Origin of the sequence: Collimonas sp. (assembly GCF_035566375.1) — a bacterium.
GTDB lineage: Bacteria > Pseudomonadota > Gammaproteobacteria > Burkholderiales > Burkholderiaceae_D > Collimonas.
The window spans coordinates 195,333-208,833 of record NZ_DATMRK010000047.1 but is presented as its reverse complement, the minus strand read 5'-3'; the positions used below and the strand labels follow the sequence as shown (position 1 = coordinate 208,833).

Annotated in this window: 11 protein-coding genes; 2 read left to right on the top strand and 9 right to left on the bottom strand. The window is 56.9% G+C overall.

Translation table 11 applies throughout. From position 1 onward, the window contains the following. Positions 1 to 125: 125 nt before the first annotated feature. Positions 126 to 725: an isochorismatase family protein gene (locus tag VNZ60_RS15820; RefSeq protein ID WP_325660733.1), complete on the bottom strand. Its 600-nt coding sequence runs from the start codon at positions 723 to 725 to the stop codon at positions 126 to 128. Between the two features lie 57 nt (positions 726 to 782). On the opposite strand from VNZ60_RS15820, the gene VNZ60_RS15815 reads away from it, so the two are divergent. Next, complete coding sequence (locus VNZ60_RS15815) at positions 783 to 1,421, top strand: TetR/AcrR family transcriptional regulator (protein ID WP_325660731.1); 639 nt, start codon at positions 783 to 785, stop codon at positions 1,419 to 1,421. Between the two features lie 89 nt (positions 1,422 to 1,510). Beyond that, positions 1,511 to 2,272: a tyrosine-protein phosphatase gene (locus VNZ60_RS15810; RefSeq protein WP_325660729.1), complete on the top strand. Its 762-nt coding sequence runs from the start codon at positions 1,511 to 1,513 to the stop codon at positions 2,270 to 2,272. A 74-nt stretch (positions 2,273 to 2,346) separates the two neighbouring features. On the opposite strand, the gene VNZ60_RS15805 is transcribed toward VNZ60_RS15810, so the two are convergent. The 8 genes from VNZ60_RS15805 to VNZ60_RS15770 form a co-directional block, all read right to left on the bottom strand. Beyond that, positions 2,347 to 4,446, bottom strand: a complete 2,100-nt coding sequence (locus tag VNZ60_RS15805) for a M13 family metallopeptidase (RefSeq protein WP_325660727.1) — start codon at positions 4,444 to 4,446, stop codon at positions 2,347 to 2,349. A gap of 77 nt (positions 4,447 to 4,523) precedes the next feature. Next, positions 4,524 to 7,232 (bottom strand): M1 family metallopeptidase, encoded by a 2,709-nt coding sequence (locus VNZ60_RS15800; protein WP_325660725.1) that lies wholly within the window; start codon positions 7,230 to 7,232, stop codon positions 4,524 to 4,526. Positions 7,233 to 7,468: 236 nt separating this feature from the next. Beyond that, positions 7,469 to 7,843 (bottom strand): gamma-glutamylcyclotransferase family protein, encoded by a 375-nt coding sequence (locus VNZ60_RS15795; RefSeq protein ID WP_325660723.1) that lies wholly within the window; start codon positions 7,841 to 7,843, stop codon positions 7,469 to 7,471. A 141-nt stretch (positions 7,844 to 7,984) separates the two neighbouring features. Then, entirely contained in the window at positions 7,985 to 8,386 is a 402-nt protein-coding gene (gene msrB, locus VNZ60_RS15790; RefSeq protein WP_325660856.1) for a peptide-methionine (R)-S-oxide reductase MsrB, read from the bottom strand. Positions 8,387 to 8,595: 209 nt separating this feature from the next. Next, a complete protein-coding gene (locus tag VNZ60_RS15785) occupies positions 8,596 to 10,341 on the bottom strand; it encodes a cytochrome c biogenesis protein DipZ (RefSeq protein ID WP_325660721.1) in 1,746 nt (581 codons plus the stop codon). Positions 10,342 to 10,711: 370 nt separating this feature from the next. Beyond that, complete coding sequence (locus VNZ60_RS15780; protein WP_325660720.1) at positions 10,712 to 11,869, bottom strand: FAD-dependent oxidoreductase; 1,158 nt, start codon at positions 11,867 to 11,869, stop codon at positions 10,712 to 10,714. A gap of 53 nt (positions 11,870 to 11,922) precedes the next feature. Continuing rightward, entirely contained in the window at positions 11,923 to 12,093 is a 171-nt protein-coding gene (locus VNZ60_RS15775) for a rubredoxin (protein ID WP_325660718.1), read from the bottom strand. A 170-nt stretch (positions 12,094 to 12,263) separates the two neighbouring features. Beyond that, positions 12,264 to 13,331 carry an aromatic ring-hydroxylating dioxygenase subunit alpha gene (locus VNZ60_RS15770; protein ID WP_325660716.1) on the bottom strand — a complete coding sequence of 356 codons (1,068 nt, stop codon included), beginning with the start codon at positions 13,329 to 13,331 and terminating at the stop codon, positions 12,264 to 12,266. Positions 13,332 to 13,501 lie beyond the last annotated feature (170 nt).

The window sequence follows — 13,501 nt, the reverse complement described above, 5'->3', positions numbered from 1 at the left end:
CATGCTCAAGGCATGAACCAGCGCTGCGGCATTGCACCATTGCGTATTATAGATTTATTGCTTAAAGAAAACAAAAGAAGAGATGGTTTTACCGGTAGTTAGGGTCTGTTAATAATTTGTGCAGCTTATCCAAGCGAACGCAATATGGCGTCGGTGCTGCGCACATGGCCCATGCGGATGAACATGTGTTCGGTGGTGAAATGATGTTCCTCGGCGCTGATGCCGCTCATCGCATCTTCGGCGAACAGCAATTCATAGCCCAGGTCATAGGCGGCCCTGGCCGTCGATTCGATGCCGATATTGGTGGCGATGCCGGTCAGCGCGATGGTGCGGATGTGGCGGCGACGCAATTGCTGTTCCAGATCGGTGCCATGGAACGCACCCCATTGTTTCTTGGTGACGATCAGATCGCCTTCCTGGACCGCGGCTTCCGGCACCAGGTCGCAGGCATGCGCGGGCAGCGGCGGCGCATCCAGCGGACGGCTCAGCGGCGCGTCGGCGCTCAGCCGCAGCAATTGGGTGACATCCACCCGTACGAAGATGACCGTGCCGCCGTGCTGACGGAAGGCGTTTGCCAGCCGCACCGAATTTGCCACCACCTGAGAGCCGGGATAGGGCGCGAGTGTGCGGCCGAGGTTGCTGTGCTGCAAATCGATCTGCACCAGCGCCGTGGTTTTGGGATCAATCGCCAGCGGCTGGTTCAGGTTGATGAGTGGGTTGGTCATGTGCAATTCTCCATATGTGAGCTTGTCCTCATATTATTTTAAACCTATAATGTGAGCATGTCCTCATATAATGCAGAAGCCGATAAAAAAATAACGCGCCGGGTGCCGCAACAGGAGCGCGCAGAACAGCGCGTCGCCGCCTTGCTGGGGGCCGCCGCCGCCGAGATTGCCGCAGTCGGTTACGACGCCGCAACCATGACCGCGATAGCCGAGCGGGCCGGCACTTCGATCGGCGCCGTGTACCAATATTTCCCTAATAAGGAAGCGGTGGTGCGCGCTCTGCGCGATCAGTACGGCAATCAGATGGAGCAGCGCTGGACCGCGCTCGGCGTGCTGGCAACGCAACTCAGTGTGGAACAACTGGTCGATCGCATTTTCGACTTGATGGTCAGCTTCATGCAGGAGCAGCCAGCGTATATTCCGCTGCTCGGTGCGCCGCTGAGTTATCGCCGCGACCCGCAAGCGCGGGACCGCCTGCGCGAACGCTTCGCCAGCTTGTTCCAGCAGCGCCAGCCGGATCTGGCGCATGAACAGGCGTTGCGCACGGCGAATGTCACCTTGCAACTGGTAAAGGGGTTGAATCAGTTGTACGCGGACGCCAAACCGAAAGAAAGAAAATTGCTGGTGCTGGAATTCAAGCTGGCCGTGACTGCCTATCTGAATCTGCGGCTGAAGCCGACACAAGATCAAGCATAGCCACGCTCGGTAAAATCTACATAAGGAACAGAAATGGTCAATCTCTTAATGGTCAATCTCTTAATACACGCTAGCAAAGCACCGGGCGCATGCTGAATTCCCCGGATATGCAAACGCATGGCAATATCAATTTTGATGCGATCCAGAACATCCGCGATCTGGGTGGTTATGCGGCCGCCGACGGCCGTCGGATCGTGCCGGGAAGATTGCTGCGCGGCGCCAATCCCGGCATGGCGTCGGCAGCGGATATCGCCAAGCTCAAGAGTTATCGGCTGGATGTCGTGCTCGACTTCCGTACGGAGGCGGAGAAGCACGCCGCGGAGACAGCATTTGCTTCCTCTTTCAACTGGATTGCCGATCCGGTCATGGTCGGCAACTTGTCGCAGGAGACCCTGCTGCCTTTGCTGAAGAGCGGCAGCCCGGAACAGAGCCGGCAGTTCATGCTCGATTTCTATCGCGCTTTCCCGGTGCGCTATCAGTCTCAATTCAGACGTTTCCTGAAGTTCGCGGAGCAGAACAAGAGCATGTTGTATCACTGCACGGCCGGCAAGGACCGTACCGGTTTTGCCAGTGCTCTATTACTGTCTGCGTTGAGTGTCGACCGCACCGCCATCATCGCCAACTACCTGGAGTCGAATCGTCACAACGCCGCTGCCAATGCGCAGGTGCTGGCGCAGGTTTTCAAGGCTGAGCTGGCGCCGGAATTGATTGCGCCGCTGTTGACGGTTGAGGCGGCTTATATAGAAGCCGCACTGGCGTTGATCGATAAGGAGTACGACGGCATGGAGTGCTACCTGCGTCAGGTGCTGGATATCGACGTCGAGCGCATTCGGCACAATTACCTGGTTTAAGCCGCAATATTAAAAAAGCCATCGACATGGTCGATGGCTTTTCGATTACAACAATGGCTGCCTGACTGTAATGCTTACCACATGATGACGCGCTGCTCCGGCGGCAGATACATCTTGTCGCCCGGCTTGACGTCAAATGCACTGTAGAAACCAGGCTGGTTGCCCAGCGTGCCGTTGCCGCGGAAGCGTGGCGGCGAGTGCGGATCGGTCTTTACATAAACGATGGCTTGCGCATCGCGCACCTTGCCGCGCCATACCTGGCCCCAGCCCAGATACAGCCGTTGATCGCCGGTGAGGCCGTCGATCACAGGCGGTGTCTTGCCATTCAGAGACAGGTGATAAGCCTTGTAAGCGATGGCCAGGCCGGAGTTGTCGGCGATGTTTTCGCCTAGCGTCAATTCACCGTTAACCTTGTAGCCGGGAACCGGGCTGTAAGCGCTGTATTGCGCCACCAGTGCTTTGGTCTTGACCGCGAATTTCTCGTGATCTTCCTTGGTCCACCAATCGCGCAGATTGCCGATTTCATCGTACTGGCTGCCCTGGTCGTCAAAGCCGTGGCTGATTTCATGGCCGATCACCGCACCGATGCCGCCGTAGTTGACCGCATCGTCGGCCTTGGCGTTGAAGAACGGCGGTTGCAGAATCGCTGCCGGGAACACGATTTCGTTGAACTCCGGGTTGTAATAGGCGTTCACGGTTTGCGGCGTCATGCCCCATTCGGCGCGGTCGACCGGCTTGCCGAGTTTATTGATATTGCGCTGGTATTCAAACTGGTTGGCGCGCATCACATTGCCGACCAGATCGTCGCGCTTGATGACCAGGCTGGAGTAGTCGCGCCATTTGTCCGGGTAACCGATCTTCAGCATCAAGGTCGACAATTTTTTCTGCGCCTGCTTCTTGGTGTCCGCTCCCATCCAGTCCAGGCCATCGATGCTTTGATTGTAGGCAGCGATCAGGTTGGCCACCAGTTTTTCCATGCGGGCTTTATTTTCCGGCGGGAAGAACTGTTCTACATAGAGCTGACCCAGGCCTTCGCCGATACTGCCTTCGACCACATTGATGCCGCGTTTCCAGCGTGGCTCATTTTGCGGCACGCCACGCAGCACAGTGCCTTTGAAAGCAAAATTCTGATCGACATATTGTTTCGACAGGTCAGAGGCATAGCTGCTCAGCACATGCCATTTGAAATAAGCTTTCCAGACCGGCAGCGGGGTCTTTTCCAGGATCTTGTCGAGGCCTTTGATGTAGCTAGGCTGGCTGATGACCAGATACGACACTTTGTCTTTCAAGCCGGCGCCGGACAGATAGCCGTCCCATTCGAAATGCGGCGCCAGCGTGTGCAGCTGCGCCAGTTCAACCCGGTTGTAGGTCTTGACCGGGTCGCGGTTCTGGACCTTGGTCCATTGCACCTTGGCCAGTTCGGTTTCCAGGGCGACGATGCTGGCGGCGTTTTTGTGCGCTGCCTTGTCGCCGGCCATTGTCAGCATGGCTTCCACATGCGCCCGGTATTTGCTCAGCGTGTCTTTCAGCTTGGCGTCATCGGCTTTCAGGTAATAGTCGCGATCCGGCAGGCCGAGACCGCTTTGACCGAGGTCGGCGATCACTTTGCTTGAATCCTTGGCGTCCTGATGAATTCCCAGATCGTAAGGTGCGCTGACGCCGATGCTGTTGAAGTGGGCGATCAGGCCAGGGATCTGTTTCTTGTCTTGCAAGGCGTCGACTCTGGCGAATTCTGCGCTGAGCGGTTTGATGCCCAGGGTTTCCAGCGCCGGCTCATCCATATAGCTGGCATACAGGTCGGCGATTTTTTGCTGGTTGGAACCGGGCGTGACATTCTTTTCGGCGCTGACGGCGTCGACGATGGTATGCAACTGGTTCAGCGAGTTTTCACGCAATTCATAGAATGCGCCCCACGAAGATTTGTCGGCCGGGATTTCGGTTTTCTTGAGCCAGCCGCCGTTGACGTAGCTGTAGAAATCATCTTGGGGACGTACCGTCAGGTCGGCATTCTGCATGTCGATGCCGCTGGCCAGGATTGAGCCTGAGGCTGGGGCCGGAGCCGGAGCTACCACAGCGGCGGCTACGGTGCGGGGAGTTTGGGCGAAGCTGGCGGTGGAGGCGGTATAGCCTGCAACCATGGTCAGCACTGCTGCACAGATCAGAGAGCGTTTCACGAGTAAATAGTCCTTATGAGAAATTATCGGAAAAAACAGCCTTGTAGGGCATTCTAAAAAAAATCCAGATTGTTTGCTCAGCGCAGAATCGCCGCCGGATCTTGCTTATCGCGCAACGCCGTGCACAGCAAGGTCTTTTCACGGGTTTGCGCCAGGCCGCGCTCGGCGCCAGGCAGTTGCCCGAGCAAAGGCTGGAAGAACGCCGTCAGGCGGTCAGCCTCGCCTTGCGAGCAGCTATCGCCGGCAACCAATCCAGGCAATTTGCCGCCGGACGCCTCGCCGCTACGTTTGATCAGCTGTGCATGATTGGCGGTAAACCATTTCCACATGGCGTCGCGGCCTTCGCCATCTTCCCGGCTGGCGCGCAACAAAGTGCTCATTTCACCGACTTTGACGCGTGGGTCCAGCGCCAGGTTGCGCGCGCGTTCGGCGTTGCTGGCGACGGTGGCGGAACCGAGACCGGTCAGGATCGCCATGCGTTGCGCCGGCTCGCTGTTAGTGCCGAGCGCCTTGACTAACACGTCGATGGCGTCGCTGCCGCTGTCCTGCGTGCTGACTGCCAGCACCGAACGCAGCAGATCGGGATTGGCAGCTTCCAGATTGAGCTGGCCGTCGGGATTCGCTTGTAACGCTTGTTTACCCTGTGCCAGCAGAGCCTGGCGTACTTCAGGCAATTTCATGTCGAGCGCCAGGAATTCCGCCAGCGCAGCGCGTAACAAGGCGTCGTCCTGGCTTTCATTGGCGCGGCGCTGATAGCCGAGTTGTTGCAGCCGCGGCAGATACAGCTGGCGCGCCAGTTCCGTCAGGCGGGCGCGCTGAGCATCGCTGCGGGCTTCGTATTTGGATAACCACTTGAGTGTCGGGATCAGCGCCGTTGCCACTTCGCGCGTACCCGATTGCGCCAGGCGCGGCGCCGCCGCCAGCACCGCCGCCGCATCCAGATCGCCGCGATCGAAACCGGCGTTGATGGCGTCGGCGTAAGCCAGCTGTTCGGTATCCGGCAGTTGCGTCAGCTTGTCGGTCAGGCGCGCCAGATCTTCATGCGCCATATTGAAGCGGTAGTAGCCTGCCGCGTCTGCGTTGGGCATATACCAGCTGCTGGCGGATGCGCCTTGCAACACCATCTTGCCCAGTTCCTGATCCAGCAATTCGCATTGCGTCTTGGCGACGTCGCTATTGGCCACGCTATAGCGTACGCACACCGGAATGCCCCACAGCCGTTTGGTGTCGCCGCTTGAGCCCAGCGGCAGGTAACGCTGCTGTTTCAGACGCAGTACTGCCTGGCCGCCGTTGGGGCCATCTTTTTCCCAGGTGAGCGCAGTGTCGACCAGCGGTACGCCAGCCTGATCGAGGAAGCTTTGCATCGCTTTCGCAAAACGCTGGTCTTTGCCGGACGCTTTGGCCAGTGCTGCGACCAGGTCATCTGCGGTGGCGCTGGAGAACTGATGTTGCTTGATATACGCGCGCACCCCGGTGCGGAAAACTTCTTCGCCCAGATAGCGTTCGAACATATTCAGCACCGCCGCGCCTTTCTGGTAGGTGATGCCGTCGAACGCCGTTTCGATATCGCCGATGCTGGTAATCGGCTGGCGGATGCGGCGCACGCTGACCAGGCTATCGCTTTGCATCGCGTAGTTGGCGCCATTGATCAGCGCCAGATCGGCACGGTATTCCGGATGCAACTGGCGCGTGATCTTGCTCTGCATCCAGGTGGCAAACGCTTCGTTGAGCCAGAGATCGTCCCACCATGGCATGGTGACTGTGTCGCCAAACCATTGATGAGCCAGTTCATGGGCGTTGACATTGAATGAGCCGCGCACATTATGTGCCGGCGAGTTGGCGTCGACCAGCATCAGAAAGTCGCGAAAAGTCACCAGTCCCGGATTTTCCATGGCGCCGGCGGCAAAGTCAGGCGCGGCCAGCAGATCGACCTTGTCGAACGGATAGCCGAAGCCGAAATAATCTTCCAGCGCCGTGATGATGGCCGGCGTCTGCGCCAGCGCTGGCTTGATACGTTCGCCTTCGCCATGCGGTGTGACGCCGCGCAGCGGCATCGGCTGGCGGCGCCATTGTGTCGCTGGAATTTCCGGTCCGTGCACCACATCCCATGGCCCGACGGTAAACGCCACCAGATAAGTCGGCAATGGTTTGGTCGGTGCAAAGCTGAGCTTGCGCCAGCCGTTGTCGAGTTTCTGTTCGCTGACTTGCTGAGTGTTAGCGACTGCAGCCTGGTTTTCAGGCACGCTCAGGCTGAGCGTGTAAGGCGTCTTGAACGCCGGCTCATCGAAACCCGGAAAGGCGTAGCGGGCGCTGACCGCCTCCATTTGTGTGATCACATAGGGCGCGCCTTGGCTGCTGACCTTGTACACACCTTCCAGTTGTTCGTTAAACGGGGCGCTGTATTCCAGCCTCAGGCTATAGCGACCGGCTGGCAGCGTCTGGCCAAACTCGATCGCTGCCACGCCTTCTTTTTTCGCGGCGACCTTGTATTGCGCGGCATGGATTTTTTTCCGGCTGTCGGTCAGCGTGACTTTGCCCACGCTCAAATCCTGGCCGTGCAGCCACAGGTGATCGGCCGCTTGTTTCAGTTCGATGGTTATGGTGGCGCTGCCACTATAGTCGGACTGACGCGGATCGACGCGGAAGTCCAGCTGATAGGCCAGCGGCTGAGCCCAGCGCGGTAATTTCCCCAGCGGTGCAGCATCATTCGGGGTCGCCGCTGCGGCGTTGAATGAGGCAATGCTGATGGCGAGAGCGGCTAATGTGAAACGACGAGTAGTACACATCACAGATGAAATCCTCCCAAATTTGGTCTTGGGATTCTAGCCTGCGCTACGATGATTCGCTAGGGAAATAGTATGTTATATACACTTTTGTTTGTTGGTGAAAATCAGCTGTCCCTTTTTGCGGATGGGGACAGAGCGGCTTCAATCATTTGTATTATGTTTGGTTATAGTCCATGCTGAATTAATTGCGGTCCATTAGCCGCGGATCACGGTATGTCTAGCCACTAGCCAATTGATTACGCGCGTACATACACCCACGCCTGCGAGCCAGACTTTAATTGCGCGAAAACACGTTTGTAGTCTGAAACCTCATATTCATCCGCAGCGGCCAATTCTTGACTCGTAATCTCAAAGACGGTGCCAGAAACTTCGTCGTCCGGGTTCAGACTAGGCTGAACAATTGGATGGTGCGTCTGGCCACTCGTTGCAATTACTTCCGGATCATCTATAGCAACGAGCGACTCTGTGTAACCCAGTATGGAGTCTGGACGGCCAATCAACTCACGTCCAAAATTTGATAACTGGACAGCTTTATTTTGCAGCGTTCCATATGAAAACAATAGAACTTGTGTGTGCTCTGAATTATCCATATTCAATTTATCCATAGTCATGCCGCATTTTCAAAGTATGTTCGCGTGAAAGCAGCCACCTGCTTGCATCCACAATAGCAGGCTCCACAGCTTCCTGGTGGCAAGAGTAATTGAGTCGCGATGAGTCGAGAGATACAGTCGTAACCTAAGGAGGCATCAGTTCTATGCTCGGGCAGCAAATCGCATAGCTGCCGAGTTCATGCAATAGCGCAAGCCAGTCGGCTTGGGACCATCGTCAAATACGTGACCCAGATGGGCGTCGCACAGACGGCAAGATACCGCCGTACGCTGCATGCCAAAACTACGGTCGGTTTCGCCAGCCACGTTAGTCGCTGAAATCGGTTGCCAGAAACTCGGCCAGCCAGTACCCGATTCGAACTTGGTTTTGGAATCGAACAGCGCGGTATCGCAGCAGATGCAACGATACAAACCATCCTTGTGGTTATCCCAGTCTTTGCCCGTAAACGGTCGCTCCGTTCCCGCTTTACGCGTAACCAGATAGGAGATCTCAGAGAGTTGTGCGCGCCAGTCCGCGTCCGGCTTTATCAGTTTGGCGACACGGATCGTCTTGTCGAGTTTTCCTGCGGGAGAAAACAGATCGATGGTCACTTCAGTGTTCGGTTTTGCACCTGCCAGCGACGCCGCTGCGGCTCGCCCCGGCAAGCTGTGGGCCGCGACAATGCTCAAGCCCATTTTCATCAGCATACGGCGCTGAGCATTCGCTACGGTTGCGCCGGCCTTTGTCTTGTTATCCTGGATATCCATATCGCCTCCTATCCAAAAGTGAATGCGAACGCCTGAGCACCGCCGTCGAGAAATTCGATCGAAAAGGTGTGCTCGCCAACCTTGGCTGTTTGCCTGATCAACTGATAGAGCCGCTGTTCGCGGACGATGCCATCGCCTTTGTCACTGATGTCAGCACCGTGCGATTGCATTGGCGGCTGGCCGTCAAGCGTGACGCGAAATCGCACAGGCTTTGCATCAGCGCCGGGGCCAATCACCAAATGCAGATCACGTGCATAAAAGCGAAAAGAGATCTTGCCCGTCCCACCGCTCAACATGGCTTTCTCCTTGTCGACTTGCCACTTGCCATCCAGCCCCCACTGATTGAGCGTCAAGGACCTGGACAGCCGATACTCGGCCACCCGATCGGACTGAAGCGCCGGCGCTGCGGCGAAGTTGTCCGCACGCTCATAACCCAGGTAGGTCTCCGGCGACTGCATATGCTGGTTGTCGGCTGCGGCTTGCACACCGCTGGCATTGATCGATGCCCCCGAAGCAGGAAGATTTTTTGCGCCGGCATCAGTCAGAAGCTGGCGGATCAGCATTTCCGATTCGTCATAGTTGCCTTCGCCAAAATGATGGCCTCGGATCTGGCCTTGCGCGTCGATAAAGTAATGTGCCGGCCAATACTGGTTATTGAAGGATTGCCAAATGCTGAAGTTGTTATCCAGCGCGACGGGATAGCCGATTTTCATTTCATTGACCGCGCGCTGCACATTCTTCAGGTCTTTTTCAAAGGCGAATTCAGGGGCGTGAATGCCTAGCACGACCAGGCCATAGTCTTTGTATTTCTCGCTCCAGGCTTTGATGTAAGGAAGGGAACGCAGGCAATTGATGCAAGAGTAAGTCCAAAAATCGACCAGGACGACTTTCCCGCGCAATGCCTCCGGCGTCAGCGGCGCGGAGTTGATCCACGCCGTCGCGCCAGCCAATGATGGGAGCCGGCCTTCAACGCTCGGATCTCGATGCACCCCTGCGCTGCTCATTGCGATGGGAATCTCATCGGCAGGCGCAGGTTTAATCCGTTCAATCAGGGATTGTTCCAGACGATTGCTGCTGTTGAGCGACAAGCGCGTCAGCACATCGGTGTCCCAGCCGGCTGTAATGGCGACCACAGCAAACAGAATGGCCATACCCAGGCCGCGCCGGATCCATTCGCCCGCACCCAGGGATTTTTTCATCAGCGTGAATACGCGGCCGCCAATCAGCAATGCGGCGCCAAGCGATGTTGCCGCCCCGGCCGCATAGGCAAACAACAATAGCGAGGTGTGCGTGTTCGGACCAGAAATTGCCGCGCCGGTAAGCACCAGCCCCAGGATAGGCCCGGCGCACGGCGCCCATAACAGGCCGGTGGCGATGCCCAGCAGGAACGCCCGCACCGCGCCGGAACCGCCCTGACTATCCGATGCGCCTTGCACCAGGCGATTTCCCAGCGAGACGAATGGTTTCGCGACGATATCGGCCAGGCGCTTGGATAACAGCGTCAAGGCAAATGCCGCGAGCATGATGAGCGCCAGCACGCGGCCATATTGATTGATATGCACGGCCCAGGCGCCGCCTACCGCCGCCAGTGACGCGATGCCCGCAAAGGTTGCGGCCATGCCGACCAGCATCGGCAGTCCGGACCTCATAAATGGTTGCTCTGCGCGGGTAAACACGAAAGGTAAAACCGGCAAGATGCAGGGACTGAGAATGGTCAGTACTCCGCCAAGGAACACCAGCAAAAACAAGATCATTTTTTCTCCGTTATCAATGCAATTAACATCGTGTCAGCTGCTTTTTCTGGACTACAACGAGTTAGTCGTCGATTTCACCAAGGCATTACAAAAATATTCTTCGGCTGCAATTCTGCGACGAGTGACGCGCGACACTGGCTGCTCGGAGCCGGCAATTGCCCTGGCAAACTCTAGGAAATCAGAGTAGGCCAGGATGGAGGGCGAATGCATGACAAATGAGTGACAATTTTGTCATTGAGAATGGAGCAGCGTCGTATGACTGCTGTCGCTTATACGTGGCGTCAGCGAAATGAATTCACTGATCGATAACCATCTTCATGAATCATGCGGCATACAACTACATTTCAACGGCATTTTTAATCCGCAGGCATCAAGCCAGCCACGGCGCCATCGTACTCAATAGCGTGTTTTTCTCTTTGACGTAATCCCCCATCAACGCAAAGCCGCACATCTCGTTTTGATCGTTGCGAAAAACCGACCAGACGCTGTTGGGGTTGGCCTCATCCTCAAATGCCTTGGCGCTTTCCCAGCGGCCATTTGCATCCAGCGGCGACACCACTACGGTTGGCATGACTGGGGTCTTCACCACCACCGGCATGGCTGGATACACCACGCGCGTCGATTCGCCATTCAGTGTTTTCGCTAGCGCCCGGGCGGCCTGCATGATCGGCATCACGTAGGGCAGTACCAGTCCATCCACCTCTGCGCAATCGCCGAGCGCGTAGACGTCGCTGGCGCTGGTGTGCAGCCATGCATTGGTGACTATTCCGCGTTCAACGAACAAGCCGGATTTGCGCGCTAACGCAACTCTTGGCGTCAAGCCGATGGCGGCAACTACACGATCGGCCTCCAGTGTTGCGCCGCTCCCCATGTGTATGCAGTAAGCATTACCGCGGCGCTCTATCGATTGCGGCGTCTCCCCGAGATGCAAGGTCACGCCGGCTTTGCCTAATGCCGCCGCCATTGCTTGTCCTGCCGGCTCAGGCACTAAACGGCTCAGCGGCCATGCAGCAGGATCGACCAAAGTTACATCAAACTGCGCCGCCAGATCGTTGGCGAATTCGCAGCCGATTAATCCGGCGCCAAGTATGGCGACGCGGCGGCAGCCAGCCAGCGCCTGCCGGAAACGGGCGTAGTCGGCCAGGTCGTTAACGGTCAATACGTCCGCTGCGCCATCGCCGCTCAAATTGGTTTGACGCTGATCGGCGCCCAATGCCAATACCAGCGAAGAGTAGGGCAAGCGTTTTCCTGCCACCGTGATGGTATGCGTATGGGATGAAATTTCTTCGACTTCGGTCTCGCTCAGAATCTCGGCATTGAGTTGGGCGGCCATCTGGTCCGCTGTAAAGTTGACCAGGCTAGCCGCGTTCTTGCCTTGTTGAAAGGCATTCGATAGCATCGGTTTTGAATAAAAGCTGCCGCAATCCCGGCTGATGATGGTGAGCGGTACTTCCCGATTCAACTTGCGTAATTCGCGCGCCACGGTGTAACCCGCCAGCCCGCTGCCGACAATAATAATGGGTGCCATGATAAAAACCTTTTTATGTTGATGATGTACGGTGCTCGGTGTCCGGCGTCCATTCATGCCGCGACCAGCAGCATCTCGAATTCGGCTTTGCCGACGCCGCAGTCAGGACAAAACCAGGCGTCAGGCACGTCTTCCCAAGATGTACCCGGTGCGATGCCGTGCTCCGGCATGCCGTTCGCTTCGTCGTAGCGAAAGCCACAAACTACACATTCCCATTTGCGCATATTGTTCTCTTCTGTCTCTCGTTATTCCTAAGTTATTCTTAGCGTGGCGGATCATCCGTGGTCATGCGGTTGAGGTAGGTTTGCACATTCTGCGCATCCAGGAGGACGCTATCCTCCTTCCCTCAGAGAAGGGAAGGAAGTGACGGCGCCTTAGATAACGCTGATGCGCATCACGCTGAATAAGCCGCGCCCAGCCCAAGCAAACTCATTGAGCGGCGATAGGCGCCGGAAGAGCGGTCGGCAAGGATGTGCGCCTCGATCCCCTTGTCCAGCGGCAGATCGTCCGGACGCTGGGTTTCCACAATTGCCCGGTCTTCTTCAAAAATCTGCCGGTTGAAGTCATAGACTTCCTGCAAAGGCTGGTCTTTGTCGAAATTGCGCGTGATCGGAACGAACAGGCGCGTCGAGCGTGCGGAAACCGGGCTTGCGGCATTCAAGATCGACAGCACTCCGCCCTCGGGGAAGTCAACCGTCAGACTGGCAGTAAAGGGCAGTTCGATGTTGAATACGCGGCGCCATTGATAGTCGGCTGGCGCCCGATGCTGCATGCGTTTGGGGAAATTGCTGACATTGCTGATGTATTCGGCGTGCATGCCCCTGGCGGTGCGCTCGGCGGCGTATTGCGGCACAAAGGGATTGTTGCGATCGGCGAAGGTGGCTTCGTGTATCCAGGCAAAATGCGCGACGTCGATGAAGCCTTCGACTTGCCTGCCGGCGGAAGCGGCGATGTCGATCGACGGCGGCAGGATCTGTTGGAAATCGGGATTGTCCCAGGTCGGGAATTCCGGGAAGGGCTCATGCCCGCCGCCCAGCGAGGTCCAGATCAAGCCGTAGCGTTCCTGCGCTGGATACATGCAGATTTTGAGGCGGTCGGAAATGTGTCCATCCGGCTGCGATGGAATATGGCGGCATTTTCCATCCGGCCCGTAGCGTAGCCCGTGATACGGACAGACGATATTTTCTCCTTCCACCCAGCCCAGGCTCAAGGGCACGCCGCGATGCGCGCACATGTCCTTGGCGACGACAACGCGGCCCTCGGCGCGATAGGCGACCAGGCGTTCGTCCAGCAGGCGTGCAGCGATAGGCTTATCGGTCAGGTCGGAAGAAAACGCGATGGGATACCAGAATTTGCTAAGGATTTTCCAGTCTTCCGGGTGGAAGGTGCTGTCGCGGGGAGGAGTCGGGTGAAACGGGGTTTGTTGCGGGTTGGTTACTATAGAAATAGGCACATATGACATCAATTCTCCAAGTAAATTTATAGCGCGCCTATGAGGCATGCTGCAAATTCCCCATAGGGGCTAACGGTAGGGTGTGTTTGCTTCAATGTTTCCGCTGCAGGCGCTCCGTCATATTGAGACATCGCGAGACATCGTTGTCATGACAGAGGCTAAGAGCAGAATAGTGCCTA

Excerpts from the sequence above, each read along its gene's own strand:
- VNZ60_RS15770 (WP_325660716.1), bottom strand. The coding sequence starts at position 13,331 with ATGTCATATGTGCCTATTTCTATAGTAACCAACCCGCAACAAACCCCG.
- VNZ60_RS15775 (WP_325660718.1), bottom strand. The coding sequence starts at position 12,093 with ATGCGCAAATGGGAATGTGTAGTTTGTGGCTTTCGCTACGACGAAGCG.
- VNZ60_RS15785 (WP_325660721.1), bottom strand. The coding sequence starts at position 10,341 with ATGATCTTGTTTTTGCTGGTGTTCCTTGGCGGAGTACTGACCATTCTC.
- VNZ60_RS15780 (WP_325660720.1), bottom strand. The coding sequence starts at position 11,869 with ATGGCACCCATTATTATTGTCGGCAGCGGGCTGGCGGGTTACACCGTG.
- VNZ60_RS15815 (WP_325660731.1), top strand. The coding sequence starts at position 783 with ATGTCCTCATATAATGCAGAAGCCGATAAAAAAATAACGCGCCGGGTG.
- VNZ60_RS15795 (WP_325660723.1), bottom strand. The coding sequence starts at position 7,843 with ATGACTATGGATAAATTGAATATGGATAATTCAGAGCACACACAAGTT.
- VNZ60_RS15820 (WP_325660733.1), bottom strand. The coding sequence starts at position 725 with ATGACCAACCCACTCATCAACCTGAACCAGCCGCTGGCGATTGATCCC.
- VNZ60_RS15810 (WP_325660729.1), top strand. The coding sequence starts at position 1,511 with ATGCTGAATTCCCCGGATATGCAAACGCATGGCAATATCAATTTTGAT.
- VNZ60_RS15800 (WP_325660725.1), bottom strand. The coding sequence starts at position 7,232 with ATGTGTACTACTCGTCGTTTCACATTAGCCGCTCTCGCCATCAGCATT.